At 56.8% G+C, this 26598-nt stretch carries 23 protein-coding genes; 3 read left to right on the top strand and 20 right to left on the bottom strand.

Going from position 1 to position 26598, the window contains the following annotated elements; genetic code table 11:
* Positions 1 to 3 precede the first annotated feature (3 nt).
* From GS_RS07480 to GS_RS17705, 20 genes are all read right to left on the bottom strand, one after another.
* Positions 4 to 813, bottom strand: coding sequence for a glycosyltransferase (locus GS_RS07480; RefSeq protein WP_235044999.1), 810 nt, complete (start codon positions 811 to 813; stop codon positions 4 to 6).
* A 100-nt stretch (positions 814 to 913) separates the two neighbouring features.
* The gene (locus tag GS_RS07475; protein WP_010942148.1) at positions 914 to 1768 is read right to left on the bottom strand and encodes a decaprenyl-phosphate phosphoribosyltransferase; all 855 of its coding nucleotides are present in this window, start codon (positions 1766 to 1768) and stop codon (positions 914 to 916) included.
* Positions 1765 to 2676 carry an ABC transporter ATP-binding protein gene (locus GS_RS07470; protein WP_010942147.1) on the bottom strand — a complete coding sequence of 304 codons (912 nt, stop codon included), beginning with the start codon at positions 2674 to 2676 and terminating at the stop codon, positions 1765 to 1767. The genes GS_RS07475 and GS_RS07470 overlap by 4 nt, the downstream gene beginning before the upstream one ends.
* A 13-nt stretch (positions 2677 to 2689) precedes the next feature.
* The gene (locus tag GS_RS07465) at positions 2690 to 3544 is read right to left on the bottom strand and encodes a hypothetical protein (protein ID WP_010942146.1); all 855 of its coding nucleotides are present in this window, start codon (positions 3542 to 3544) and stop codon (positions 2690 to 2692) included.
* A complete protein-coding gene (locus GS_RS07460; protein ID WP_010942145.1) occupies positions 3544 to 4335 on the bottom strand; it encodes an ABC transporter permease in 792 nt (263 codons plus the stop codon). The genes GS_RS07465 and GS_RS07460 overlap by 1 nt, the downstream gene beginning before the upstream one ends.
* The gene (locus GS_RS07455) at positions 4332 to 6080 is read right to left on the bottom strand and encodes a tetratricopeptide repeat protein (protein ID WP_010942144.1); all 1749 of its coding nucleotides are present in this window, start codon (positions 6078 to 6080) and stop codon (positions 4332 to 4334) included. The genes GS_RS07460 and GS_RS07455 overlap by 4 nt, the downstream gene beginning before the upstream one ends.
* 67 nt (positions 6081 to 6147) lie before the next feature.
* Positions 6148 to 6522, bottom strand: a complete 375-nt coding sequence (locus GS_RS07450) for a hypothetical protein (protein WP_010942143.1) — start codon at positions 6520 to 6522, stop codon at positions 6148 to 6150.
* A 27-nt stretch (positions 6523 to 6549) separates the two neighbouring features.
* Positions 6550 to 6765, bottom strand: coding sequence for a type IV pilin protein (locus tag GS_RS07445; protein ID WP_049786599.1), 216 nt, complete (start codon positions 6763 to 6765; stop codon positions 6550 to 6552).
* A gap of 219 nt (positions 6766 to 6984) precedes the next feature.
* The gene (locus GS_RS07440) at positions 6985 to 8361 is read right to left on the bottom strand and encodes a sigma-54-dependent transcriptional regulator (protein ID WP_010942141.1); all 1377 of its coding nucleotides are present in this window, start codon (positions 8359 to 8361) and stop codon (positions 6985 to 6987) included.
* A gap of 33 nt (positions 8362 to 8394) precedes the next feature.
* Positions 8395 to 10047: a two-component system sensor histidine kinase NtrB gene (locus GS_RS07435; RefSeq protein ID WP_010942140.1), complete on the bottom strand. Its 1653-nt coding sequence runs from the start codon at positions 10045 to 10047 to the stop codon at positions 8395 to 8397.
* Between the two features lie 3 nt (positions 10048 to 10050).
* Complete coding sequence (locus GS_RS07430) at positions 10051 to 11268, bottom strand: type II secretion system F family protein (protein ID WP_010942139.1); 1218 nt, start codon at positions 11266 to 11268, stop codon at positions 10051 to 10053.
* A gap of 36 nt (positions 11269 to 11304) precedes the next feature.
* Positions 11305 to 12402 (bottom strand): type IV pilus twitching motility protein PilT, encoded by a 1098-nt coding sequence (locus GS_RS07425; protein ID WP_010942138.1) that lies wholly within the window; start codon positions 12400 to 12402, stop codon positions 11305 to 11307.
* Positions 12403 to 12529: 127 nt separating this feature from the next.
* Complete coding sequence (gene pilB / locus GS_RS07420) at positions 12530 to 14236, bottom strand: type IV-A pilus assembly ATPase PilB (protein ID WP_010942137.1); 1707 nt, start codon at positions 14234 to 14236, stop codon at positions 12530 to 12532.
* A gap of 65 nt (positions 14237 to 14301) precedes the next feature.
* Positions 14302 to 15162 carry a shikimate dehydrogenase gene (gene aroE, locus GS_RS07415; protein WP_010942136.1) on the bottom strand — a complete coding sequence of 287 codons (861 nt, stop codon included), beginning with the start codon at positions 15160 to 15162 and terminating at the stop codon, positions 14302 to 14304.
* Positions 15163 to 15164: 2 nt separating this feature from the next.
* On the bottom strand, positions 15165 to 17036 hold the full coding sequence (locus GS_RS07410; protein ID WP_010942135.1) for a glycosyltransferase family 117 protein: 1872 nt from the start codon (positions 17034 to 17036) through the stop codon (positions 15165 to 15167).
* 19 nt (positions 17037 to 17055) lie between these two features.
* A complete protein-coding gene (locus GS_RS07405) occupies positions 17056 to 18096 on the bottom strand; it encodes a lysylphosphatidylglycerol synthase transmembrane domain-containing protein (protein ID WP_010942134.1) in 1041 nt (346 codons plus the stop codon).
* Positions 18093 to 19061: a bifunctional riboflavin kinase/FAD synthetase gene (locus tag GS_RS07400; protein WP_010942133.1), complete on the bottom strand. Its 969-nt coding sequence runs from the start codon at positions 19059 to 19061 to the stop codon at positions 18093 to 18095. The genes GS_RS07405 and GS_RS07400 overlap by 4 nt, the downstream gene beginning before the upstream one ends.
* A complete protein-coding gene (gene tatC / locus GS_RS07395; RefSeq protein ID WP_010942132.1) occupies positions 19058 to 19924 on the bottom strand; it encodes a twin-arginine translocase subunit TatC in 867 nt (288 codons plus the stop codon). The genes GS_RS07400 and tatC overlap by 4 nt, the downstream gene beginning before the upstream one ends.
* A 94-nt stretch (positions 19925 to 20018) precedes the next feature.
* A complete protein-coding gene (gene rnr / locus GS_RS07390; RefSeq protein WP_010942131.1) occupies positions 20019 to 22310 on the bottom strand; it encodes a ribonuclease R in 2292 nt (763 codons plus the stop codon).
* A 49-nt stretch (positions 22311 to 22359) separates the two neighbouring features.
* Complete coding sequence (locus GS_RS17705; RefSeq protein ID WP_262421264.1) at positions 22360 to 22482, bottom strand: hypothetical protein; 123 nt, start codon at positions 22480 to 22482, stop codon at positions 22360 to 22362.
* 53 nt (positions 22483 to 22535) lie between these two features.
* Between GS_RS17705 and GS_RS07385 the strand changes: the two genes are divergently transcribed.
* The 3 genes from GS_RS07385 (at position 22536) to GS_RS07375 (ending at position 26596) form a co-directional block, all read left to right on the top strand.
* A complete protein-coding gene (locus GS_RS07385) occupies positions 22536 to 24779 on the top strand; it encodes a tetratricopeptide repeat protein (protein ID WP_010942130.1) in 2244 nt (747 codons plus the stop codon).
* A 109-nt stretch (positions 24780 to 24888) separates the two neighbouring features.
* The gene (locus tag GS_RS07380; protein WP_010942129.1) at positions 24889 to 25338 is read left to right on the top strand and encodes a MarR family winged helix-turn-helix transcriptional regulator; all 450 of its coding nucleotides are present in this window, start codon (positions 24889 to 24891) and stop codon (positions 25336 to 25338) included.
* On the top strand, positions 25316 to 26596 hold the full coding sequence (locus GS_RS07375) for a TolC family protein (protein ID WP_010942128.1): 1281 nt from the start codon (positions 25316 to 25318) through the stop codon (positions 26594 to 26596). The genes GS_RS07380 and GS_RS07375 overlap by 23 nt, the downstream gene beginning before the upstream one ends.
* Positions 26597 to 26598 lie beyond the last annotated feature (2 nt).

Here is a 26598-nt window from a genome sequence, read left to right as displayed (position 1 = left end):
GACCTATCGATAGTTAAGGCTACCGCTGCGAAAGGGGGCCGTCAGCACACCCCACAGAAATCCGAGCCCAAAGCGACCCATTTCCCGGTACTTGCGTGATGGCGCCAGCACCAGCGGCAGATGACGTGAACAGTTGACCACCGCCAATAACCATGTAACCAACGGATAGCGTTTTCTGATCCCATAAAAAGAAGACCCCACCGCCATTGGTTTGCCGAGGTTCGTGACATAGAGCGGCGGATGCCGGTAGGCCAGTTGCGGTACGGCAGCGCAACGATTGCCGGCCGCATGGAAACGGATGACGAACTCAACATCCTCCTGGCCGATGAATGACGACATGAACCCGCCCAGAGAGGCAAGCACTGTGCGGCGATAGGCCGTGCAACGGCTCGTCATGAAAAACGGGTCGTGAAAATCATAGCGGTCGTCCACAAAGGCGAAACTGGCCTCGCCGTGGGGCATTATGGCCGAAACGCCGGGCTGCGCGTCAAAATAGGCCACCATTGTTTTCAGAAAATCGTCCTGCAGGATTATGGTGTCATCGTCGAGAAAAAGAATGAATTCTCCCCGCGATCGCTCAAGCCCGAAGTTTCTTGAGTACCCCATGAGGCCATACTGTTTGTCGAGAGGAGCATAGACAATGGGCAAGCGTGAGGAAAATTCCTCGGCCAGCGCCCTCCCCTCATCGCTGCCTCCGCGATCTTCGACCAAGATCACCTCAAAGGCCGACCGAGGGAAATCCTGCTGGGCAAGGGACCAGAGAATACCGGCAAGAACGTTCAGGCGCCCGTAGAAATTGATGATGCAGGACACCCTGATACCGTCCCGCGCCGGCGGCACATCGCAGTCCCCGTGCAGGTCAAAGGGGAAAAGGCTGAAAAGGTTTTGTAGCAACGCAGTCCGCATTGAACTCCTAGAAATAGAGGCGCCAGCCGATGATGGCAGCCCAGGCCAAGCTTACCAGCAGCAGCGGGATGTCTTTCAAGAGCGATTCGGTCGGATCCCCGCTCTGACCTGATTTCACCCTCAAAATATACCGTAAGAGCCCGAAACAGCAGAGAGGAACGGTATAAAACAAATGACTACGGGAAAGGGTGTACATGCTGTACGTGACAAGTACCGCCCCTCCCGTCAAATACATGGCTCCCTCCAAAAAACCGTCGGGGTAGCCGGCCAGACTCTTGCGATGGAGTCCTGCCCCGTCTCCCAGGTTGTGCTTCTCGGTAAGGCGTTTGCCGATGCTCAGGAAGAGCGCCAGGAGAAACACACTGAGGAAGAGCCAGCTCGATATCGGTACTGCAAAAGCCTCGCCACCGGCCTCAAGGCGGATGATGAAACCTGTTGCCACACAAAACACGTCAAGAAGGGGTATATCTTTGACCTTAAGGGAATAAATTGCCGTGACCAGGAGATAGAGCAGCAGGAACAACAAAAAGCGCGGGGACTGGGTTATTGCCGCAACCCCGATTCCTGCTAACACCAGAAAACCGGCAAGGGCAGTTGCCACGGCAGGACTCACTACACCGGAAGGCAGGGGACGGAACCGCTTCGTCGGATGGAGCCGGTCCTGCTCACTATCCATAATGTCATTGAGTATGTAGCCGGCGCTGGAGGCGAGACAAAAGGCACTGAAAGCAGGTATCCCCTTGACTGCGACTTCCGGGGTAAAGATTGTCCCGGAAAGGAAGGGAGGGAAAAAGAGCATTAGGTTCTTGAGCCATTGGAGAGGACGACAGATCCTTAGAAATGCTTGGAAGCTCACAATCATTCCGGCCCGTTAGACTCTTTAATGATGTCGAGAAAAAATCTCTCGAGATTTTTTCTGACAGGTTCTATGAGAGACACAGTACAACCTACCGTGGCCAAGGATGTCAGCTTGTCACCCAATCCGTCACGATCTACAGAAAGGATTAGAGTTTCTCCTTTGTCATTCTGGGCTGTTATTGTGTAGCCCGTCACTCCTTGTTCCAATATTCTGTCAACATGCTCGACGCTTTTCAAAACCCCACCGGAAATAATCCCGACGCGGTCGCAAATCTTTTCAACATCATCAATAATATGAGTGCTGAAAAATACCGTTTTCCCCCGCCTCTTCAGGTCACTGATAATCTCCTTCACCAGCGAACGCCCCAAAGGGTCAAGTCCGCTCATGGGCTCATCCAGGATATACACATCAGGATCGTGAACGAGCACTTGGGCCAGACCAACGCGCTGGACCATTCCTTTACTATAGCTCCGGATTGGACGTTTGCGGGCATCCCAAAGCTCAAGCAGCTTAAGAACTTCCTCGCTCTTCCGAGTCAATTCGTCGGCCGGCATCTGGAATGCCGACCCAACAAAGCGTATATACTCCTCCGCAGAGAGGTAATCATAGAACGAGGGATTTTCGGGCAAATACCCGATGTTGCGCCGTGAAGCAATTGATGGGATGCTTTCTCCCATTATCGTAGCAGTTCCCTTTGTTGGACGCATGAGGCCCACAAGGCACTTAATAGTGGTGCTCTTCCCCGCGCCGTTCGGCCCAAGGAAACCAAAGACCTCGCCGAGCCCCACTGTCAGTGAAACATCTTTCAGCGCTTCAACTCGAACTCTCTTTTTACCGATATAGGTCTTAGAGATGCTGTCTATTGCAATAGCAGACGCACCTGCTGTCTCACCATTGATGAACGTACCCATGAAATTCCCCTCTTCAGTTATTCTGAACTCCTGCAAATGCAAATTTGCTGGTAGTGCTCACATCCCCGGTGGGCTCAAGGTAGAACTTGCCACCATAGGGATCTGCAGGGATTGATTTCAGGTATCCCTTCGCTAACATCTCCTCCACACTTGACGGAAGCCTGCCATGTTCGGCAATAAACCCGTCACGGGCTTTCTCGATCAACAAGACACGTCTAAACGCGGTGAGCCGAATACGAAATGACTCCTTGACCGCTTTATCCCGTGCCCCCTTCTCCATGGTCGTCAGATACGCGATTGCTATTTCAGTCTGACCTGATTGCTGCAGGTACCGCCCGGCCAGTTTCTTGAACAGAGGTTCACCGGACAGATCTCCGGCTCGCATGTACATTCTGGCGGCATTAGGGTAATCCTTCAGGAAAAATGCATAGTTAAACCCGGCAAAAAAAGGCAGATACCAGTCCCAAGTGCGGTACTTCATCCCGTATTCCAACAGATCATTGGCAAGACGATATTGCTTTACATCCCATACCAAAATTGCCTGAGCAAAGTAATATCCATCCATATTGTACGGGTCAAGCTTAAGAGCGGCATGGACAGTCCTCGACATGGCCTTGTAGTCGACGTCAGTCGTAACTTTCAGGTTGCCACCGCTCACCTTGCCGCCAAAATACATCATGACCTTCATAATGAGCGAAGCCCCAACAGACTGCTTCTGATCGGCAACAAGCACCTTGAGGGCATCGCTCGCCGGGAGGTATCCCAGTTTTTCCACAAAGGGACGCCCCCTCATGTGGTCGGTGAACGGCACCATGACAACGCCGTACAAACCAATGAGCAGCAGTAGTGCCAGCGCCTTCCCTTTCATCAGTTCATTTCCTTGCGGCTGAAGATCATGGAGGCGCAGAGGAGGACAATCGCTGTGTAAACAACGAAGTAAGCGCTAGTGGTGGCAAGTCCCTGCAGGTCAAGAGGCACGGAATAAATGGCGTAAGTTTTCAGGTCAAAGGCACTCAGATTTGGGAGAACGTAGTACAGGATCTTGGTCGTTAGCCTCATAATCTCTGGAAGCTGCTGTCCCCCGCCGGCCGTAATGTACTCATAGACCTGCTGGCTGGCATTACCGGCAAAATATATAGCGATGGTTCCGAAGATAGGAAGAAAGAGCGAGGTGCTCACCGTCGAGAACAGGAAAGCGAACGCAACAAGAAGAAGTGCTTTCATGGCGTCGAATAGAACGCACAATACGATGGCATCCCAGGCCACAGGCCGATCAGGCGCATGCGTGGTTGAGGAGATCATGATGACGGCGAGTGATGCACACAGCAGAATACCGCAGACTGTAGCAATAAAGCATGCCACCGCCGCATATTTCCCAAGCAGGTAACTGGTCCGGCTGACGGGAAGACTCAGAACGCTGAAAGTGTAGCGCCGTTCGATATCCTTCCACAGTTGAGTTCCGCCAAGAAAGATTGACAACACAACCAGCAGGAATGATATGAATGAAAGCGAAAGTGTTATTGATAATTCAGCCACCTGTCGCATGGACAGTGAGCTAAGGGAGGGGATAAAGAGTAAAAACAACGAAACTATACCTACTCCATGCAGCACTCTATCCCTTATAATACCTTTGACAGACAGTACGATTATTTGTGTCATATGGCAGCTCCACCAAGATTATCATGTGTTACTATTTTATCCAGCATTTTCCTGGCAGCTGGCCTATAAAGGCTGTCTCCCGGATGAGCCAGAAAGAGCTCGAAATAACAACGTGCCTTGCGTTGATCACCAAGGATCAAATAGAGTTTGGCCGCATTATATAAACCTTCTCCGAAATTCTTATCCTTCTCATACGCGAGCAGATAATAGTTTGCAGCTTTTTGGTAGGCTTTCCGGGAGTTTTCGCTCTTAGTTCCGTGCCAAAGGAGATTCTGGATCAGCTTTATGTATAACTCTGTCGGTGTTTTGGAGAGTGAGATTGCGCGCAACATGGCATTCTCGTATTGAGAATGATCACCGCGCTCCTGATAAATAGTTGCCAGATTCTGCCATACAAAATATGTCTCATATTTCATGTCAAGAGCGCGCTTCAGGTTCTGTTCAGCCTCATCATACCGCCTTAGCTTTATTAGCTCTGCCGCATAACCGACGTAACTTCGGGGAAATTCGGGAGACTTTTCTATTGTCTCACGCCAGAAAACTTCTGAATTTGACCAAATTACTGCTCGCGAGAGGGTTGGAAACGCAAGAAGAAGTAATGCGATCACCGCAAAAGAGGCTAGCCTCTTAGGCAATTGAGTCACTGCCCATCCAGCAAACATCGCGAACCCAACCATGGGGAGATAGAGGTACCTCTCGGCATAGGGAGTCCACGCAAGTTTCCCATGTATTGCCATAATTGGTGGGATTATACACATGACCATAATGAGAATAGGTAAGCGAGTAATGGCAACTCGAAGGTAAAGACAACTCAACGAAAAAATGCCGGCAAAGGCGATTACGGCAGATAACGGCCGATTAATCGACACTATGGCAAAATTAAGAGGAAATGGCCACAATAGCTTGCTGAAATAAAATCCCATTGCAACGATGCTTTCATATAACAACATGCTGATGCTCTTTGTTTTTCCCCCTTCAACTACTTTTGCGACACCGTTATCAACGGAAAAATCTATTCCAAATCTCAGAATAAGATAAGCTGCGAGAGCACTTCCCATTGCAATCAGGACCAGAAACCGCCTGCTTCCCATACCAGAATTTTGCCCTGACCACAGAAAAAATGGAACTATTCCCAAAAGAGCAATTGAAGATTCTTTAGCCAGGAGAGAACAGAGAAAACAAATACTGATGGCTCCGGCAGTCAACAACTGAGGAAAAGTATTCTTAGCGATGATAAGATTAAGGCTAAGTAAAAAAAAGAAACAACAGAGCAAGTCGGTTCTTCCTGAAACCCACACCACAGATTCCGTATTGAGCGGGGAAAGACCGAAAATAAGAGCGGCCGCGAGAGAGGGCCATCTGGAATCGGTAACTTTGTTCAGATAAGCACGAGACAATACAAATACAAGGAACGTGTTAAAAAGATGCAATCCAACATTAAGAATGTGAGAGATAAGTGGATCCGCATCTCCCGCCTTGACATCCAGGAAGTAGGACAGTATGGTAATCGGCCTGAAATAGTCGCCACTTGCGCCGACAAAAAGAGACTTCAACGATATTTCAGAAGTCATGAATGTCTTGACGAGAGCAATATCGTCAAGACTCAAGAAACCAGATGTAAGAGCCGGCAAATACGCAAGTGTAACAACTATTCCGACAACTACGAGACTGACCCAATCCAACAAGTCATCACCAGATGTTGCACCGCGGTTTAAATCATTGATGGATTTTATCTTTTTATTCATAAAAGCTCATGATTGAAAAAGGGGGGCATAAACATGCCCCCCTTTTTCAATCAGTTATCCGATATGACTACTGCGACTTCCACTCGGTACCAGAAAAATCAGACTTGCCTACGTCACCGGTTCCCAAGGCGGTAACATCGCTATCTGAAACTGCCTTACCTTTCCATGCATCATTTTCGATGTACCAGATGTTAGATGTATTATTGGTTGAGGTGAACACCCGGTTACCAGAAGAGTTTTTGGTATTGACAGCATAATCGGTATTGACAGTTCCCGCGGTAGAAGTTGCACCGTTCGTAGTGAAGTAGGAAACACTCACGTTAGTAGAAGGTTTGAAAGTAAAGTCCTTGCCACCCATCGTTGTTGTAGGAATTTTCCCGGCGGCAATGGCTATTCCCTGCATTGCGAGCAACATAGCAACTATAGTAATGATCTTTTTCATGGTTTCCTCCAGTATGTATTTAATCAATTAACTTTCGGGCGGATAGGTTTGATCATCAGCAAATGCGGACTCAAGAGCAGTCTTCAGGTTTCTCAAGTCGCTTGACGCCGCGCTGTTGTACGCCTTGACACGATACGCCGAGAACTGCGGAATCGCAATTGCAGCGAGAATACCGATGATCGCAACGACGATCAGCAGCTCGATAAGGGTGAAACCTTTCCTGTTTCTGAGTTTCTGAAGCATAAGTGTCTCCTTTCTTCTTTTTGCTGCTTGTGTTGGGGTATGGGGGTAATTGGCCAATTATCCGTTTAATCCTTAAACGTTATCGTGAACATAGCAAAAGCCGAACCAACTTATACATGGCTACAATTTCAGCACGTTACACAACGCAACCGCTTCAACCTACCCCTTCACCACCTATTTCGTCACTTGTGTCTGACGATTTTCGTCACTGGCTCCTCTTCACTCCTCATCCATGCCAAATTTTGCCAGGCGATACCGGAAAGAACGGAACGTAAGCTTCAAAAGTTCGGCCGCCTTCTTTTTCACACCGCCGCTGCGTTCCAGTGCCTGAAGCAGAATTCGCTTTTCAATGCCGTCCAGGTAGGCTTCGAGGTCCATGCCCTCTTCCGGCAGTTCGCACTCGGTGACCGCGCCACATTCAGGCCGTTTACCCGCGTGGAGCTGCGGCGGGAGACATTCTTCCGAGATCTCGCGATTGCCGAGCACGGAGCAGCGCTCGACCAGGTTCTCCAGCTCACGGACGTTGCCCGGAAATCCGTATGACATGAGCAGCTTCAGCGCCCCCTGGGTTATGATGCGGTCGCTGTAGGGGGGCTGGACGTACTTTTTGTAAAAGTGCTCAACCAGGATGGGGATATCATCTCCACGCTCACGGAGTGGGGGCATTTTGACCTGGACCACGTTGAGGCGATAAAAGAGATCCTCCCGGAAACTCCCTTCCTTCACCTGCTCTTCCAAATCACGATTGGAGGCGGCCACCAGCCGCACGTCGGCCTTCTGGTCAAGGGTTCCCCCTACCCTGCGGAATTCCTTTTCCTGGATGGCCCGCAAAAGTTTGGCCTGAAGCTGGAGCGGCACTTCTCCGATTTCGTCCAGGAAAAGGGTACCACCCTCGGCCTGCTCGAAGAGCCCCGCCCGGTCACCAACGGCGCCGGTGAACGCCCCCTTTTTGTGACCGAAGAATTCACTCTCCATGAGGGTTTCGGGAATGGCGCCGCAGTTGACCGCCACAAAGGGTTTTCCCTTGCGTTGGCTGTTGTAGTGGATGGCGCGGGCCACCAGCTCCTTGCCGGTGCCGCTCTCACCGAGAATGAGAACATTCGCGGTACTTGGCGCCACTTTTTCGATCAGGGAGTAGACCTCGCGCATCTTCTTGCTCTTACCGATCAGACCGCTGAAGCTGTACCGCTCCTGCACCTCCTGGCGAAGCCGCAGGTTCTCCCTCTTGAGATCCCTCTTTTCCAGGGCGTTGCGGGCGAGAATCTTGACCTCTTCCACCTTGAAGGGTTTGGCAATGTAGTCGTACGCCCCGAGCTTCATGGCTTCCACGGCCTGCTCGGCAGTGGAAAAGGCCGTCATGAGGAGGACGGCAGTGTCGGGCGTCATCTCCTTGATGCGGCCCAGGAGGGTAATGCCATCAAGCCCCGGCATCTTTACGTCGGAGATGACCAGATCATACGTCTTGCGTTCAAGACAGGCCAGCGCCTCTTCGGCGCTGGCGGCCTGGTCGACGGTATAGCCCTCCCGGTCGAGCAGGATGGCGAGGAATTCGCGCATGCTCAGTTCATCGTCCACTACGAGAACATGAATTTCCATGATAGTCCCTTCTGGCGGTTACTGACTGATTGCCTACTCTCCGCTGGATGGGGGAGTCGGCAGAAAGATGACGAACATAGTGCCTTTACCCGGCGTACTTTCAACGGCAATCCTGCCGCCGTGGGCCTCCACAATCCGGTGGACGGTTGCGAGACCGAGGCCGGTACCAGTGGACTTGGTGGTGAAAAACGGTTCGAAAATACGGGCTACGGTGGCTTCGTCCATGCCGAGGCCGGTGTCGGCAACCGAAATACGATAGGTGATGCGCCGCTGCCCGCCGCCGCGAATCTCGTCGGATTGGCCAGCCTCCACCGTGATAGTCCCGCCATCGGGCATGGCCCCTGCGGCATTGCCCATCAGGTTCCAGAGAACCTGGCGAAACTGATCCGGGTCCAGCAACGGCCTGAACGTACTGTCGACCCGGTTGTCGATCACAACACCCTCGAACCGCTCGTCGGACGTGACGAGCGCTGCCAGTTCCGCCACGAGTGAATGGAAATCAACCGGCCGCGGCTCGGGCTGGTTGGGGCGGGCATAGGCGAGAAAATCGCTGATCAGGCCGTTGAGCCGGTCCGTTTCCCTCAGGACGATGTCGAAGAGGCGCCGGTCGGGGTCGGACACGGCTCCCCCCTGGGCAATGAGCTGGGTCGACCCGCTGATGGCGGCCAGAGGGTTGCGGATCTCGTGGGCAATCCGGGCGGAAAGCTCGCCAATGGCTGCCAACCGGTCAGACTTCTTGAGGCTTTCCTCCATCCTCCTGACCTGGGTTACATCCTGGAAATTGAGCAGGATACCGGCTGCGTCGCTGTCTTTCAACATGAGCGGCACGCTGCTGAAGCCGATGGTAAGCTTCCTTCCCATCTTGGCAATGAACTCGAACTCACCTCTTTTGACGTTGGCAAGCACATCCGCGTAGACACGGAATCCCGGCAACACGTCGAACAGGTGGCAGTCATAGGCCTCGGCAAGGCCGATACCGGTAAGGGCCTCGGCGTACCGGTTGAAGACCCGGATCCTCCCATCGCCCGTGACGGTAATGAGTCCGCTGTTCAGATTCGAGACGATAGTGCTGTTGAGACGTTCGAGCTCGTCATAGTCGATGGCCTTCTGTTCAAGCTCGGTTTCGCTGCGACGCGCCCGTTCCGCCAGGTAGCCGGTGAGGAGCGCGGTGGAGCAAAAGGCGATGATATTGAGAAAAATCGTATAAAAGATGTACGTGGTGCCCAGCTTCTGCGCCGGCACGGGACTGAGCCCCAGGTCAACCAGCCTGCCGAAATACTGCAAATCCATAATGGCGCCATAAATGATGGCGCAGAGGGATGCCGTATAGAGGGCTTCCCGACGGGCGAGCAGCACGCTGGCGCTGGTTATGGCGAGCAGATACAGGAAGGAAAAGGGGCTCGTGACGCCGCCGGTAAAAAGGATCAGCAGTGTCACGAAGAGGATGTCCCAGATGATCTGGAAATAGGTAACGGTCTGATCGTAGCGCGCGGTAACCCTGAGGAAAAGAAGGGACACTATCGAGAAGCCGTAGGTGGCCACTACGATCTTCGTTATCCCCTCGAGGGCATGCACACCCAAGGGGCCGGTCCCCTTCATTCTCAGGATGATGGTGGACACCAGAAACAGTGACACCACAATCATCCGGGCAAGGATGAACCAGACAACGCGCCGGCTTTCCTTCATCATTTAGCCGCCAACAGTTCCCGCAAGCTTGAAGATCGGCAGGTACATGGCAATGACGAGACCGCCGACAGTGGTGCCGAGAAACACCATCAGCATCGGCTCCATCAGGGCGGTCATGGCACTCACGGCCTCGTCCACTTCATCATCGTAGAAATCGGCGATCTTGCTCAGCATGGCATCCATGGCACCGGTGGCCTCGCCCACGGAGATCATCTGCACGACCATGGGGGGGAAGACGCCACACTCCTGGAGCGGCTCGGCCATGGTCTTACCTTCCGAAATGGCCTGCCGGACCTTGTACACCGCCTCCTCCACCACCTTGTTGCCGGCGGTCTTGGCAACGATCTCGAGCCCGTCCATGATCGGCACCCCACTGGAGATGAGGGTTCCAAGGGTCCGGGTAAACCGGGCAACGGACACCTTCTTGATGATTGGTCCGGCAATGGGTGCTTTGAGGGCAAAGGCGTCTATTTTTTTTCTGCCGCCGGTTGTGGCGTAATACTTTTTGAATCCGACGATAAGGGCAAAGATAAGGCCGATAATCAGGAGAATGTATTTAACAATGAAATTACTGAGATTGATGACAAACTTGGTCGGCCCAGGCAGTTCTCCGCCAAACTCCTGGAACATCTTGGCAAAAGTCGGAATGACGAATATCAGAATGACGCCGACGACGATGACGGCAATTGCCATGATCGTTGTCGGATAGACCATGGCCCCCTTGACCTGCTTCTTGAGTTTCATCGCTTTTTCGATATAGGCGGCAAGACGGTTCAGGATTGTGTCGAGGATGCCGCCGACCTCGCCAGCAGCCACCAGGTTCACATAGAGCTGGTCAAAGACCTTGGGATGCTTGGACAGAGCATCAGCAAAGGTTGAGCCCCCTTCAACCGACTCCTTGACCCTAATGAGAACATCCTTGAAGGTTTTGTTTTCCTGTTGGCTGGAGAGGATGTCAAGGCATTGCACCAAAGGCAGGCCTGAGTCGATCATGGTGGCGAACTGCCGCGTGAATACCACGAGATCCTTGGTTTCCACCTTGGGGGCAAAGCCGGGAAGCTTGATCTCCATGGAGAGGCCTTTTCCCTCTTCCTTTATGGAAATGCTGCCGAAGCCGTATTTTTTGAGCTGGGCCTCCACGGCGGCTGCGCTGGCCGCCTCCATGACCCCCTTCTGAACGGAACCGGTCCTGCTTCTTGCTTCCCAGTTGAACTTGGGCATCTTTCTCCTCCTGTGTACAGATCGATCCGGCGGCGGTTACCTCATCTGAGGGCGCTGACCCGGTGGCCGCTGGGCGCTGGCCAGCATCTGCTTGAGTTCGTCGGGATCGGACGAGCGGGCCATGGCCACATCAAGCGAAATCCGTCTCTTCTGCAACAGACTGAACAGCGACTGGTTCATGGTCTGCATGCCGAACTTCTCCTGCCCCACCTGCATCTGGGAATAGATCTGGTGGATCTTGTCTTCGCGGATCAGGTTACGGATGGCCGGATTGGGCACCATCACCTCCAGGGCCAGCACCCTCCCCTTGCCCGATACGTTCGGCAGCAGGGTCTGGGACATGACCCCTTCCAGAACGAAAGAAAGCTGGGCACGGACCTGGGGCTGCTGGTAGGGGGGAAATACGTCCACGATCCGGTTGATGGTCTGCACCGCCGAGTTTGTGTGGAGCGTGGCGAGACAGAGGTGACCGGTCTCGGCAAGGGTCAGGGCCGCCTCGATGGTCTCCAGATCCCGGAGCTCCCCCACGAGGACCACGTCCGGATCCTGGCGCAGGATATATTTCAAGGCGTTCTTGAAGCTTTTCGTATCGGCCCCCACCTCACGCTGGTTCACCACGCAACTCTTGTGAGGATGCAGGTACTCGATGGGATCCTCGATGGTCACAATATGATCGTGCCGTTCGGTGTTGATCTTGTCGATGATGGCGGCCAGGGTGGTCGACTTGCCGCTGCCGGTGGGTCCGGTAACGAGGATCAGCCCCCGAGGCTTCTCCGCCAGCTCTTTCACCACCACCGGCAGACCCAGCTCTTCAAAGGTGAGAATCTTGTAGGGAATCACCCGGAACACGCCGGCAACTGCGCCCCGCTGAATGAACACGTTCCCCCGGAAACGGGAAAGCCCCTTGATGCCGAAGGAAAGGTCGAGTTCGTTGGCTTCCTCGAATTTGTGCTTCTGCTGCTCAGTAAGGATGCTGTAGCAGAGCTGCTTGGTGTCCACCGCATTGAGCGGTGGCATCTCGAGAGGGATCAACTGGCCGTCGACCCGGATCTGCGGGGGCGAGTTAGTGGTGATGTGAAGGTCCGAGCCCCCGCGATTGACGAGTTCCGTGAGGAGTTGATGCATGTTGGCCATTATGATGTTCTCCGTTACAAAATGTCAGATCTCAGATGAGCGGGATTGAGGCTCCGGGGCTTATGGGAAGTACGCTGAGGAAGCCGCGATAGAGCCACGCCGTGATCGCTCGCGTATGGCATTTTGTTTAGTCGTCAGCCACGGTAACCCGTAGCACCTCCTCAAAGGAGGTAACCCCCTCCTTGAGTTTGGTCAGGCCCGATTGGCGCATGGTCTTGATGCCCAGGCGCATGGATTCGCGTTTGATTTCGGCCGTATTGGCGCCGTTGAGAATCAGCTCCCTGATTTCCTCCAGCATGGGCATTACCTGATAGAAGCCGACGCGCCCCTTGTAGCCGGTGTTGTTGCACTTGGCACAACCGGTGCCGCGAAAGCAGACATATTCAGGAGCTTCCTCGGGAGGGACGCCTGCATCGATCAAAGCCTGGATCGGTATCTCCTCCACGGCCTTGCACTCGGAGCAGACCCGCCGGGCAAGACGCTGGGCGGTAATCAGGTTCACCGCCGAGGCAACAAGAAACGGCTCGACCCCCATGTTCAACAGCCGGTTGATGGTGGCCGGGGCATCGTTGGTGTGAAGGGTAGAGAGAACCAAGTGACCGGTAAGCGCAGCCTTGATGGCGATCTCGGCCGTCTCGAAGTCCCGGATCTCTCCGATCATGATGATGTCCGGGTCCTGACGCAGGAAGGAGCGGAGCGCGGCGGCAAAGGTAAGACCGATATCTTCGTGCATCTGCACCTGGTTGATGCCGGCGAAGTTGAACTCCACCGGGTCTTCGGCCGTGGAGATGTTCTCGGTAGTCTTGTTGAGCTCGGAAAGCGCCGAATAGAGGGAAACCGTCTTGCCGCTCCCCGTGGGTCCGGTCACCAGCACCATGCCGAAGGGCTTGTGAATCGCCTCCTTGAAGTAGCTCAACGCCGTGGGCTCGTAGCCCAGCTTGGTCATGTCGAGCTGGAGGTTCGACTTGTCCAGGAGTCGCAGAACCACCTTCTCGCCGAACAGGGTCGGCAGGACCGACACCCGGTAGTCCATGTCCTGCCCGCCACCCATTTTGATCTTGATGCGGCCGTCCTGGGGAAGCCGCCGTTCGGCAATATCCAGGTCAGCCATGATCTTGATCCGCGACGTGATGGCGTTTTTCAGTTTCAGGGGGGGCTTCATGACTTCGTAGAGGACGCCGTCGATCCGATAGCGCACCCGGAAGGTCCGCTCATAGGGCTCGATATGGATATCACTCGCCTTCTTCTTGATGGCGTCGGTGAGGATCAGGTTCACGAGCTTGACGACCGGCGCATCCTCGGTCGCCCGTTCGAGGGAAGAAACGTCTACATCCTCGTCCTCGCCGATAACCTCCAGATCGTCCATCTCCAGGTCGTTCATGACGTCGGCCAGAGACGCTGACTGGTCATAGTACTTGTCGATGGCAGTCTTGATGGACGACTCGGAAGCGACGACCACCTCCACGTTGTAGCCGGTCATGAACTTGATGTCGTCGATGGCGAAGATGTTCGACGGGTCAGCCATGGCAATGATCAGGGTCGAACCGGCCCTGTTCACCGGGACGATCTGGTACTTCTGGGCCACGTCGGCGGGGATGATCTTGACCACCGCCATATCGGCTTCGAATTCACTCAGATTGATGGAGGGGACACCGTACTGCTTGGAGAGGAACGTGGTGAGATCGGGCTCAGTGACAAGGCCGTTCTTGACGAGGATGGAGCCAAGGCGCTGTTGGCCGCCGGAGGTTCGTTGCTCGTCCAGTGCCTTGGCAAGCTGTTCCTTGGTGATGATATTGTTTCGAACCAGGAGTTCTCCCAGTCTGCTAGCCTGCATAGACTCTCCGGCGTATTGGCGACGAACCCATCGTAGGTCGTCAAAAGTCCAATGTCAAGAAGTAGTTAGCTCATCAGAGCCGCCATGAGACACGCTTTCATGAGTCCCTCGGGAGGCCGTACTCCGGTCCATAGTTCCAGCGCGCACTCACCCTGGGCCGCCAGCATGCCGATGCCGTTGGCGTAGCGTATGCCGCAACGCTCAGCCTCGGCGAGCAAGGGGGTAACGGCGGGAACGTAGACCATGTCGTACACGGCACCGTGGGGACCCATGCGGGAGAGATCCATGCCCGGGAAAGCAGTCCCCCCCATCCCCACGGAAGAGGTGTTGACCAGAAGGTCAAAATTTTGAACGCACCGATTCAGGTTCTCCGGGTCGAGGGGAATTGCAGCAAATTGTGTGCCGATAAAGTGCCGCCTGAACGCCGCCGACAGCTCTTCCCCCCTGGCAATGCTCCGGTTGGCGATAACCACCGATGCCGCCCCGGCACCGGCCAACGATGCAACTGCTGCTCGGGCAGCACCACCGGCCCCCATGACGAGAATCCGACACCCGGCCGGAGTAAAACCGAGATCTTCGCTCAGAGACTGAATAAACCCCGTGCCGTCGGTGTTGTATCCGACCAGATCGCTCCCTTCGCGTTTTACGACATTGGCGGCGCCGATCAGCTCGGCTTCCGGCGAAAGCCGGTCCAGCAGCGGCAGGATGGCCGATTTATGAGGAATGGTCACATTGAAACCGACCACACCCAGGGCCGCCAACCCCCTCACCGCGTCGGCCAGGCAGTCCTCCTCAACGGCAAAGGGAACATACGCATAATCGAGCCCCATGGCCTGCAGCGCCGCATTCTGCATGAGAGGCGAAAGCGAATGGGACACCGGCTGACCGATGATTCCCAGTACTCTGGTAGCACCCGTAAACGGCATGATCACCTCGCTCCATAGGCCGCAAGCACTTGCTCAACCTGTGCCCGCAACTCGGGGGCTATGGCCGCGGCGGCCGACAACTCCTCGGCTCCCTGCTGGCGATAGCCCATGCGCAGCAGTATTTCTCCGGCCTCCATGCGGCAGCTGGCGTAAATGAGTATCGCCTTGCCCGTGTCCAGATCCCTGAAGCCCATCTGGCTCGTGTATCCCCGTGAGGCATAGAGCCTCCACACCGCCAAATCAGGCGGCCGCAGGACGGATCCGCCGTCGTTGATCAACTGGTAACAGATGCCGCGCTGCTTCAGGCCATATTCGGCAAACGGAAGGGAGTAGCGCGTTGAAAAATCGATGAAGACCGGTCTGCTGACGATCTGTTCCGCCACGGCCAGTTTGAGAGCCACTTCGGACGACTGCCGTCTCTCCGGCATTGTTCGGAGCACGCTCCTGCCGAACAGGTGGGGGAAGGCATCCAGATACCAATCAAAAACCAGGTGGGGCGTGTGCAGAAGGTCCAGGTCCTCGCGCATCCGTTCCACCCCCTGCAGATACCAGAGGGGGAAGGCACCGCTGTCGCCCCATGTGAAGAGAACCGCGCCCGGCGAAAGAGAGCGCAGGGTATTGGTGGCGTAATCAAAGGCCACATAATTCTCGTGCTGATCGTTCTCGTAGTAATTCATGGCGCAGATGGCCGAAGGAAGAACAAGGAGCAGCAAGCCCGCCATTAACTTTATCGGCACCGTCCGCAGTTTCTCCACCGGATTGTTCCTGAGCGCCAACCTCAGCAGCGTAAAAAGCCCCAGTCCAATGAATACTGCCGAGAGGAGGTAGATCGGGGTGAAGAACTCCTCGGTGAGAAAAATGAGATCGCCAGGCGTGTTGAAATAGCCGACAATAACCAGCAGTGAACAGACAATGGCGAGCAGGTAGGCGATGATTTCATCCCTGCGCCGCGTGAAAAATGCGCCAATCCCCACCAGCAGCAAAACAAGGCCGACCCATGTGAACTCCCGGGGCAAGTTGAAGGCGGAGAGCTGCTGCCAGGCAAGGGCCAGGTTCCGGTCCGGCGGTTCCACCGGATATCCCTTACGGAGGAAATTCCAGAGAAACAGATCGAGGGTCCGGGGATCTCCCCAGTTGAGCAGCGGGTTACGCATGGCACGGATCGGCATGTGGAGCTGAATGGCAAACCCCATGAGGCCGAAGGCGACCGTAAGAGCAAGCTCCTTTACCCTTGCCGCCAGGCGCCAGTTTTTGGAAAGGATCAGCCATGCATAGGCAGGGAGCATGAGCACTATGGTCTGATGGGCGCCCGTGGCGAGCCCGCAGATGAATGCCCCCAGGTAGATGTGTGACGGCCGCATCTCTCCCTCATCGTAGCGCTCGCGCCATGTGACGAGAAGATAAAAGACCATGGCTGTCATGAAAGCCACCAGGGGATAGGGTTTGTCGTGGTTTGACTGGAGCCAGAGCCGCGCGGAAAAGGCAAAGGCAAGGGCCGCGGCCAGTCCGCACAACCTGGCAAAGGTATCCGAAAATCGTAAATCCGGAACCAGTTCTTCCCGCTTCAACAGATAATGAGTCAGAAAATAGACGGCAAAACAGGCCGCTGACGCGGAAACGGCCGTGGCGATATTGACCCGGAAAGCGATGTTGCCGAAGGGGAGCCAGGTGAATGGTTTGCCGTAATTGACGAAGAGGGGGTAGCCGGGTGAATGGGCCGTCCCCAGGGAATGGATGGCCGTTATGAACTCGCCACTGTCAAAAAACGTCACTGAGGGAGCAAGAGTAAGCAAATAAACGGCAAGTGGTATGGTAAACGACAGAATTGCAAAGGGATCGATCCGACGAAAAATGGCAGATTGGGATGCGCGCATCAGAACCTCTCCATGAATCTCATTTCCCCCCCGAAGGGGTCCCGGTCCCCGACAAGGGTCCACTGCGCCGTAGCGCCTGAAGGGAAAGTCCTTCCCTCCAGAGACAGACAATACCCACGGCGATGACCGGAACATAGTTGATGCCGTGAATCACGATGGCCGCGCTCAAGGCCGTCTCGCGGGGAACTCCGAAGGCCAGCAGACCATAGACGCACGCTGCGTGGTATGTTCCCACATATCCCGGCGACGCCGGCACCATGACTGCAAAGACCAGCAGGACCAAGATGAACAGGGAAACGGCGAACGGGAAGGAAAAGCCGAAGGCTCGCAGGACCAAGTCCACGGGGATTACTGCCAGAACCCAGATTGCCACGGATGTGCACCCCACCGCCCACCACTCCCGCGGCCGGGGCGAAATCCTGACCCCGCCGAGAAAGGAGCCGACCAGCGGGATGACCCGCTCTGTCAACCGTGCCGGAAAGGGGCGGAGCAGTCGTTCCAGAAACCGGAGCGATGCCGCGGTCTTCCTTTTGAGCAGCACGAGCGCCACAACCACCACGCCGTACAGACCGAGCATCATGTACCCGCCGATCACGAGCCCTTGCCCGACCGCCTCGCTTCCCGCCGGAAGTTGAAGCGTGAACAACGTTACGAGCAGAAAGAGGAGTACCGTAAAGCCATCCGCCAGGCGATCGAGAACCAGCGTGGCGAACACCGATCCCGGCTCCATCTCCTCACGCCTGGCCAGCACCCAGGCCCGGATGAACTCTCCCAGGCGCGCCGGCAAAAGGTTGTTGGCCATGTAACCGATGAGCGTGGCGGAACACAGGTTGGCGAAGCGGGTTTCGCCAAGGGGAGAGAGGAGATACTTCCAGCGCAGAGCACGAACGAGGTAGCTCAGGAGCGTAACGGCCACCGCCACGACCACGTAGCCGGCATGGATGCCCCGAAACGCACGCAGAAGTTCATGCCCGTCCACCGAGCGCACCAGCAGCGCCACAAAAAACACGCTGATCCCGATTCCGAGCCAGAAACGTCTGTCGCCGGGTACTCCTCTCACGCTGCGTCACCACCGAGATAGTCGCGGTATTCGATGATGGAGACGCCGGCCAGAAGCTCGCGACACCGGGCCACATCCCGGCTGATTCCCTCCTTGAGGGCGTTGAGATCGGGATAGCGCAGTTCCTCACGGACCCGATCCACGAAATACACACGGATTTCCTTGCCGTAGAGGTCACCGTCGAAGTCGAGGATATGAACCTCGACAGTCACCTCTTCATTGCCGAAGGTGGGGTTGTTGCCGATATTGCAGGCCCCGTCCCGAATGGTATCGTCCACTCGCACCTTGACCGCATAGACCCCGGCGGCAGGGATCAATTCCTTTTCGGTCCGGAGATTGGCCGTGGGGAAACCCAGATCCTTCCCGCGCCGGCGGCCGTGAACCACCGTCCCCCCGACTGAATAGTGCCGGCCGATCAGGCTGACCACCTCACGAACATTGCCCGCCGCGATCATCCGCCGCACGGCACTGCTGCTGTACACCGTTTCGCCGCTGGCGATCTGCTCGAGCACTTCCACCTCGAAACCGTGCTCTTCGCCCATCCTCCGGAGCATGGCCACATCACCTTCGCGGTTCCTGCCAAAGGCGTAATCATAACCGATGACGAGCTTCTTCACCCCGATCCGTCCCACGAGGATCTCGCCCACGAACCGTTCGGCGCCGATGGCAGCGAACTCGGCGGTAAAGGGGATCGTCAGAAGGCAATCAATCCCTGACGCTTCGATAAGAAGCTCCTTCTCGGCATAGGTGTTGATGAGACGCAACTCCTTCCGGAGCCCCAGGACCTTCAGTGGATGGGGGGTGAAGGTGATCACCATGGAAACCCCGTCCAGTCGCGCGGCCTCACGCTTGACCCGTCTGAATATCTCGCGGTGGCCGAGATGAACACCGTCGAAGTTGCCGATGGTTACCACCGGGCTCGGCAACGGTTCACGAATTTCGTCAATGCTCCGGAAGATTTTCATGACGCGGCGCCGGTCGGCCCCTCGCCGGCCACTGCCTCCACCGGCTTTTTCTTGCCGAAGAGGAGGACGAGCCAGACGCTGATCTCGTACATCATATACAGCGGCACCATGATGACGAACATGGTGATGAGGTCGGCGTGGAAGGCAGCCACAATGGAACTTGCCAGGAGGGCGTAGCGACGGTTGCGGGCCAAGAACTGATAGGTAACAATTCCGAAGCGCGACAGAAGCAGCATCAGGATCGGCAACTCGAAGATGAGGCCGAACATCAGGATCAGGCGGAGGCAGAAGTTGATGTACGCACTCATGTTGAAGAGGCTGTTGAGCCCCTCCGCTTCATAGGACAGGGAGAAATTGATGATGACCGGCCAGATGACTACCAGGAAAAAGAGTGCCCCCACGCAGAAACTCACCGTACTTACGGTCACGAAGGGCAGCACCATCCGCTTTTCTTTCCGGGTGAGCCCCGGCGCGATGAAAAGCCAGAGCTGGTAAAACACAACGGGAAGCGCCAGGATAAATCCGGCGATAACCGATATCTTGCACTGGACGAAAAAGGGCTCAAGGGGGGCGCTGTAGTTGAGCTTGCGCTCCTTGGGTGCCGCGTTCATCGCCTTTTCAAGCTCAAACTGCTTGTAAGCGGCTGGGAAACGCTTGCCCACTTCCTGATATACCTGCTTCTTGATGTCAGTGAGGTAGGTTTCGCCGGTGATCGGCTTCGTAACAAAGTGAAGGAGGCCGTTCGAAAGGTTCCAGGCGAACCCCATGCCCACCACAACCGCCACAATGATGATGATAAGCCGCTTGCGCAGTTCCACCAGATGTTCGAGGAACGGCAGGACCTTCTGATTATCTTCTGACATGTCACCTCTACCTTAACGTACGTGGTTTAACCGATAGACATTAGCACAGCGCGACAACTTGAGTAAAGCGGACGGATGGCGTATCCGGCAAATGTCACCGTTTGGGGCGGCCACCTTTGCCCCCCGTACGCTTCTCCCCGGAACCACGGCCGCGCCCTCCCCCCTTGCCCCGGGGTGCCTGAAGAGCCTTGGGTCGCTTACCCCTGACCGGTATCCGCGGATACTCCTCCGTCGCCGACGTCCTTTCCGCCGAGCCCGGCCGGACTTCGTGGAGACCCGCGAGAACGAACTCCACCTGCCGCCGCTCAATGCTCACCGCAGCCACCAGAACGCTGACCCTGTCGCCGATCCTGAAGGTCTCCTTTGTCCGTTCTCCCACCAGCGAGTGCCGTTTCTCCTCGTAACGGTAAAAGTCATTGGCCAGGGTAGAGACATGAACCATCCCCTCGACAAACAGATCGATCAGCTCCACGAAAAAGCCGAAGGAGCTTACCCCGGTGATATAGCCCTCAAAGGTTTCGCCGACCCGCTCCTTCATAAATTGGGCCTTCTTGAGCGCCACGATCTCCCGTTCAGCCTCCATTGCGAGACGCTCCCGGCGACTCGTCTGCTCGGCCGTCTCCGGCAGGGCGGCGGCCAGGCGCTCCTGTTCCTTCTCAGTCATGGCCCCGGCGAGAATGTCCTTGAGAATGCGGTGCACAACCAGGTCGGGATAACGGCGGATGGGGGAGGTGAAATGGGTGTAGCAACGGGCCGCCAGGCCGAAATGCCCCAAGTTTTCGTGGCTGTAGCGGGCCTGCTTCATGCACCGCAGGAGCACCTCGTTGATCATCCGCTCCTCGGGCTTTCCCTCGGCTTCGTCGATGAGCCGCTGAAGTTCGTGGGGGTCGACCCGGTCGCCATCCATCCGGAAGGCATAGCCGAAATTGAAAATGAACTCCCGGAAGTCGGTCAGCTTGGTCGGGTCGGGCGGTTCGTGAACCCGATAGAGAGAGGGTATTCCCCGCTCCTCGATATGGGACGCCACCGCCTCGTTGGCCGCCAGCATGAACTCTTCAATGATCCGGTGGGCAAGGTTGCGCTCGGACCGGATGATATCCACCATCTCCCCCTGGAGATCCAGGACGATCTGCGGCTCGGGCAGGTCGAAGTCGATGCTGCCGCGTTTTTTCCGCTTCTCCATGAGGCGCAGCGCCAACTCCTTCATTACTTCAAGGTCGTCTACCAGGTGACGGTTGGCCTTGATTGCCTCCGGATCGCCGTCTACGAGCACCTTGCGGACCGTCGTATAGGTGAGCCGTGCGGCGCTCCTGATCACGCTCGGATAGAACGACGAGGACTTAATGGCCCCGCTTCGGGTGAACAGCATCTCGGCCGTGAGCGTCAGGCGCTCCACCTGGGGATTGAGCGAACAGATGCCGTTGGAAAGTTCCTCGGGCAGCATGGGGATACAGCGATCGGGGAAATAGACAGAGGTTCCCCGCAGGTAGGCTTCACGGTCCAGGGCAGATCCCGGTTTCACGTAGTGGGACACATCGGCGATGGAGACCCAGAGGCGGATGTCGCCCCCCTTTTCCCGCTGCACGGATACCGCGTCATCGAAATCCCGGGCCGTCTCGCCGTCAATGGTGACGGTAAGCCGCTCCCGCAGATCCACCCGTTTGGCCACGTCCCCCCTGCGCACCTCCTGCGGAGTGGAACGGGCCTCAGTCAGTACGTCTACGGGAAATTCATAGGGAAGGTCATGCTTGCGGATAATGGTGAGGACCTCAACCTCGGGGTCGTCGGGAGAGCCCAACACTTCCACGATGCGCCCCTCCGCCTTCTTCCGCTCCGTGGGCCAGGCCGTAAGCTCCGCCACTACCACCTGACCGCTGCGGGCCCCCCCCCATGCTTTTTGGGGAACCGCGATATCCCGGGTGATGCGGGTGTCGTCCGGCTGGACGAACCCCACCCCGCCGGCGGTGTCGAATCGGCCGACGATCCGCTTGAGCCCCCGTTCGATGGTCCGGATAATCCGCCCTTCCTTCTTCCCTCCACGCTTAAAGGATTCAACCCGGACTTCAACCACATCCCCGTGGAGGTTTCCCCCCAGGTATCGGGCCGGGACGTAGACGTCGTCTCCTCCCCCCTCGGGAACCACGAAGCCGTATCCCTCGCGATGAGTGACAAGACGCCCCCGGACGACGGTTTCCTCTGACGGGACGGCGTAGCGGTTGCCGCGCTGTTTCACCAGATCGCCCGCCGACACCAGTTGGTCCACGAACTGCTTGAATCCCAGCCGATTGGCCTTGGTTACGCCAAAGGCCTGCATCATGTCCCTGAAGGGGGTGCTGCCCCCTTGCTCGCGGATGAACGCGAGGACTTCCTCCCGTTTCCGTTTCATCATCCGTCCCCTCTCCCGGCTGTACGCCACGGCTACTATGCATGCAGTTTCACGGCAAAGTCAATCCGTATACGGGCGCAATCACTGAAAAACCCTTTGCATTTTCCGTCCCCTTGCGGGTAGTATTTAAGCCGTTGACGCCGGCCGGCGGTTCGGGGCCGGCGTTTTTCATGCCACTCACCGGCGTTGCGTCACCTGCGCCGTGCCCCACGAGGTTTGCAGTATATGTACACCAGACTCCTTGTTGTCTCCCTCGCCTGCCTCCTGTTCGGGGTGTCAGCTTTTGCGCAGCCCATGGCTCCGGTCCCTGATGCACCGCTCCGCAATGCAGCACTTCGCATGAAGGATAAAGATTATCGCGCTGTGCGCGATGAGCTGCGCTCCGTCCCGCCATCTCCCGAGCGGACCTTCCTGGACGGCGTGGCAGCCCGTCGCCTTGAGCAGTGGCCCGAAGCCTCCGAGCTTCTTGGCGTTGCGGCAAAGGATCTTCCGCTGTTGGCCGATTACGCACTGTTCTGGCAGGCGGAGGCACTCATGGCGGCGACCCGCTACGACGAGGCGGAAGAAGTGCTGCAACGACTCGTGGGGACCTGGCCCGACAGCCCGACCCTGCGAAAGGCGCGCATGCTCCTCGCGGATGCCCAGTTCGCCCGCAAAGAGTACCGTCAGGCCCTTGCCTCCTACATACGGTTCATTGAACTGTACCCTTCGGGAACCGACTCAGTCACCGCCAACCTGAAAACGGCCCTCTGCCGCGAAGGCCTTGACGACCCGCGACGGGCTGTCCAGGAACTGCGGGCTATCTGGCTTGCCTATCCGGCATCTCCCGTGGCTGAAACCGCGGAACAGGAACTCAAGCGACTTGAGGCGCTCGGATTCCCTGCCGTTCCGCTAACGCCCGATGAACTCCTCAAACGAGGAACTACGCTCTACAATCTCGGCAAGTACGAACGCGCCCTTGCCGTCTTCAATACCATTCCCCTCAAGGAGCAGCTTGCCGGCTTCAACGACCGCGTGGCACTGAAAATTGGCGAGACACTCCTAAAACTGAGACGGTACAAGGATGCTGCCCGCACATTCTCCAGCCTCATCGAGCGTGAGCCGAAGCGGGAGATTGCCGACGAAGCCCGTTTCCTGCTCGCCCGAGCCCAGAACAAAGCTGGCAACGATGACGAGGCATTCCTCGGCTTTCTCAAGCTTGCGGAGACGGCCCCCACGTCGGAATGGGCGGATAATGCGCTGCTGGAGGCGGCATTTGTCCGCAAATTCCAGGGGCGGTACGCTGATCAGCTGGCAGTCCTGGAAAAACTGCTGACAACCTATCCCGGGACGAAACTCAAACCTCGAGCAATGTGGGAAACTGCCTGGGCTCGCTACAACACCGGCGACTATCGCTCTGCCGCGGAGTCATTCCGGCTTCTGACCGCTTCTGCCGACTACCGGGAACGGGCGCTGTACTGGCACGGGCGTTCCCTCCAGCGCATCGGAGAAGAAACCGTGGCCCGGCAGAGTTTTGCCATGCTTGCAGAGGAATACCCTTTTTCCTTCTATACCTTTACGGCGACCGACCCGGCACCTCAGGAAGGGGCAATACCCCTGATAGTGCACGACCTGCGCCAGACCATCTCCCCTCCTGCCGGACACGAACGAGCACGAGCACTTATCGCCATGGGGCTCCATGATCAGGCCAGGAGCGAACTCTCCATCGCCCGCAAAAACGGCTCGTCGCGGGGTAAGGGGCTCCTGGGCATCGCCCGTCTCTACCTGGAGATGAATGATTATTCATCCGCGGCCGCGGCCCTGCGCGGGGAGCAACCCCGCCGCATGGACGGCGAAACGGCGACTACCTGGGGACTGCTCTATCCCCGCGGATTCAGCGACTCGGTCGCTGCCGAGGCAAACCGCCACACTATCCCCGAAGAATTGATCTACGGACTCATCAAGGCCGAAAGCGGCTTCTCTCCAGTCGCCCTCTCACCGGTCGGCGCGGTGGGGCTCATGCAGCTCATGCCGTCCACCGCCAAGGGCATGGTCAACGGTTCGTCCCCCGCCAACGGTATTTCAGCGCGCCTCACTGACCCAACCTTCAATGTCGGCCTCGGGGTCAGACACCTGAAAGACCTGCTCAAGCAGTACAACGGCAATGTGGTTTCCGCCGTGGCGGCCTACAATGCGGGCTCCAGGCCGGTGGACCGGTGGCGGCGTTCCCTTGCCGGCCTGCGCGAAGACGAATTCATCGAGAACATTCCCTACTACGAAACCCGCGAGTATGTAAAAAAAGTCCTGACTTTTGCGGAGGTATACCGCAGGCTCTACCGTCCTGCCGCACCGGCCCTTGCGTTTCTTCCCCAGGTCAGCGCACCGGAACCGCCCCAACCAGCCCCGACCAATAATGCGCCGCCAACCGCGGCACTGGCCAGCCCGCCCGAAACCTCAGCCCTGACTGCGCCGGTTCGGCAACAGCCTTAACAACCTTCCCCTGCACTGCCAAGCAGACATCGACAGCCCAGGCACGCATTGACAGTATACTGATTATCTGTACAATGACTGTCATTGTACGCAGCGATCGGATGCCAGCATGTACGACATTGAGAACAGTATCGGCTTCCACCTTGCCAAGGCTTATCAGCGGGGCTTTGCGTTGTTCAAAGACCAACTGGATCCCTACGGCCTGACCCCTCCGCAGTTCAGCGTCCTTGCCTTTCTCTGGAAAGAAGATGGCCAATCCCAGACGGCCCTGTCCCAGAAGACCCTCATTGACCGGACCACCATCGGCGGTCTCGTTGACCGGCTCGAAAAGCTCGGTCTGGTCAAGCGGCAGCCCCACCCCGAAGACCGCCGCGCCTATCGCATCTGCCTCACCCAACGGGGCATGACACTCGAACACGAACTCTGCGCCACTGCGGCGGAGGTGCTTGCCCGCTTTCTCGCTCCCCTATCAGAAGACGAACAGAACAGTCTGCATCATCTCCTGGAAAAAATCAGGACCGCCCCGGAGAATCGCCATGAAACCACTACCAATCCGTAGCATCCCCTTCCTGATCCTTGCGCTCTGTGCAGCGACGCCGGCCATGGCCAGCGCGCTTTCACTCAAAGAATGCCTGAGTCTGGCCGCGGCCGGCAACTACTCGCTGGCCGTAACAGCTTCCGACCGCCTTATCGCGCAAGAGGCGATCACCCAGGCCCGAAGCGGCTTTCTCCCGCGCGTGGACTTCCAGGGCGGGTACACCCTCCAGGCAAAGCCCCAGGCGGTGAATTTCGGCGAACGGGGCAGCATTGAGACCCAGGACGGCACCTATGGATTCTTCAACCTCTCCGTGACCCAGACCATCTATGATTTCGGCCGCACCTCCTCGCGCCGGCAGCGGGCGTCCCTCCTCCACGAGGCGACTGCCCAGCAATACGCAGCGGCCGAGAAAGACGTATTCCTCCAGGTTGTCGAGGCCTATTTCGGCATCCTCGAAGCACGGCGCCTCCTCGGCACCGCCGAGGAGGAAGTGGCCCAGCGAACCGACCATCTGCGGATCGCCACCAATCTCTTCGAACAGGGGGTGGTCACCCGCAACGACCTGCTCCAGGCCCAGGTCAGACTGGCGGAAAGCTCCCAGAAGCGCCTGGTGGCGGCAAATCGTCTCGAAAACCGCTGGATGTACCTGAATCACCTGACCGGAAGACCTCTCGATCAGCGTGACGAGCTTGAAGAGGGAACTGAATCCGCCATGCCCGATACCGCCGGGGCCGAAGAACGCGCCTTTGCCAATCGTCCCGAACTGACTGCCCTTGCGCGAAGCGCAGACGCCGCCGATGCAGAAGTTTCCGAGGCCAGGAGCGGTTACTACCCCGAACTCTATGCCAAGGCCGGTGTCGACTACGTGGAGAACAGCAAGGTGCGCGAGCAGGCAATCTATGCCGCAACGGTGGGGCTGAAGATCAATCTCTTCGAAGGCTTCGCCACGGAATCCAGGCACCGGCAGTCAGTCGAGCGCCTCACCAGGAGCCGCGATGCGTTGCGACTGGCGCGGGAACAGGTCCGGCTCGAGCTTGCCACTGCCCTGAACGATGCCCGGGTGGCGGAACAGCGGATCAAGAGCGTCGAAACGGCAATCCGCCAGGGAGAAGAAAACCTGAGGATCAATAGGGACCGCTACCAGGCTCAGGTCGGCACGGCCACTGATGTGCTCGATGCCCAGACACTGCTTACCCAGATAAAGACCGATTATCACCGGGCCGTTTTCGACTTCCAGGTCGCAAAGGCCCGTGTCAGCAAAGCCATGGGAGAACTGTAGGA

The organism is Geobacter sulfurreducens PCA (assembly GCF_000007985.2).
Lineage (GTDB): Bacteria > Desulfobacterota > Desulfuromonadia > Geobacterales > Geobacteraceae > Geobacter > Geobacter sulfurreducens.
This window is presented reverse-complemented; position numbering and strand designations above follow the sequence as displayed.

Excerpts from the sequence above, each read along its gene's own strand:
- GS_RS07475 (WP_010942148.1), bottom strand. The coding sequence starts at position 1,768 with ATGATTGTGAGCTTCCAAGCATTTCTAAGGATCTGTCGTCCTCTCCAA.
- GS_RS07470 (WP_010942147.1), bottom strand. The coding sequence starts at position 2,676 with ATGGGTACGTTCATCAATGGTGAGACAGCAGGTGCGTCTGCTATTGCA.
- GS_RS07465 (WP_010942146.1), bottom strand. The coding sequence starts at position 3,544 with ATGAAAGGGAAGGCGCTGGCACTACTGCTGCTCATTGGTTTGTACGGC.
- GS_RS07460 (WP_010942145.1), bottom strand. The coding sequence starts at position 4,335 with ATGACACAAATAATCGTACTGTCTGTCAAAGGTATTATAAGGGATAGA.
- GS_RS07455 (WP_010942144.1), bottom strand. The coding sequence starts at position 6,080 with ATGAATAAAAAGATAAAATCCATCAATGATTTAAACCGCGGTGCAACA.
- GS_RS07450 (WP_010942143.1), bottom strand. The coding sequence starts at position 6,522 with ATGAAAAAGATCATTACTATAGTTGCTATGTTGCTCGCAATGCAGGGA.
- GS_RS07445 (WP_049786599.1), bottom strand. The coding sequence starts at position 6,765 with ATGCTTCAGAAACTCAGAAACAGGAAAGGTTTCACCCTTATCGAGCTG.
- GS_RS07440 (WP_010942141.1), bottom strand. The coding sequence starts at position 8,361 with ATGGAAATTCATGTTCTCGTAGTGGACGATGAACTGAGCATGCGCGAA.
- GS_RS07435 (WP_010942140.1), bottom strand. The coding sequence starts at position 10,047 with ATGAAGGAAAGCCGGCGCGTTGTCTGGTTCATCCTTGCCCGGATGATT.
- GS_RS07430 (WP_010942139.1), bottom strand. The coding sequence starts at position 11,268 with ATGCCCAAGTTCAACTGGGAAGCAAGAAGCAGGACCGGTTCCGTTCAG.
- GS_RS07425 (WP_010942138.1), bottom strand. The coding sequence starts at position 12,402 with ATGGCCAACATGCATCAACTCCTCACGGAACTCGTCAATCGCGGGGGC.
- pilB (WP_010942137.1), bottom strand. The coding sequence starts at position 14,236 with ATGCAGGCTAGCAGACTGGGAGAACTCCTGGTTCGAAACAATATCATC.
- aroE (WP_010942136.1), bottom strand. The coding sequence starts at position 15,162 with ATGCCGTTTACGGGTGCTACCAGAGTACTGGGAATCATCGGTCAGCCG.
- GS_RS07410 (WP_010942135.1), bottom strand. The coding sequence starts at position 17,036 with ATGCGCGCATCCCAATCTGCCATTTTTCGTCGGATCGATCCCTTTGCA.
- GS_RS07400 (WP_010942133.1), bottom strand. The coding sequence starts at position 19,061 with ATGAAAATCTTCCGGAGCATTGACGAAATTCGTGAACCGTTGCCGAGC.
- tatC (WP_010942132.1), bottom strand. The coding sequence starts at position 19,924 with ATGTCAGAAGATAATCAGAAGGTCCTGCCGTTCCTCGAACATCTGGTG.
- rnr (WP_010942131.1), bottom strand. The coding sequence starts at position 22,310 with ATGAAACGGAAACGGGAGGAAGTCCTCGCGTTCATCCGCGAGCAAGGG.
- GS_RS17705 (WP_262421264.1), bottom strand. The coding sequence starts at position 22,482 with ATGAAAAACGCCGGCCCCGAACCGCCGGCCGGCGTCAACGGCTTAAAT.
- GS_RS07385 (WP_010942130.1), top strand. The coding sequence starts at position 22,536 with ATGTACACCAGACTCCTTGTTGTCTCCCTCGCCTGCCTCCTGTTCGGG.
- GS_RS07380 (WP_010942129.1), top strand. The coding sequence starts at position 24,889 with ATGTACGACATTGAGAACAGTATCGGCTTCCACCTTGCCAAGGCTTAT.
- GS_RS07375 (WP_010942128.1), top strand. The coding sequence starts at position 25,316 with ATGAAACCACTACCAATCCGTAGCATCCCCTTCCTGATCCTTGCGCTC.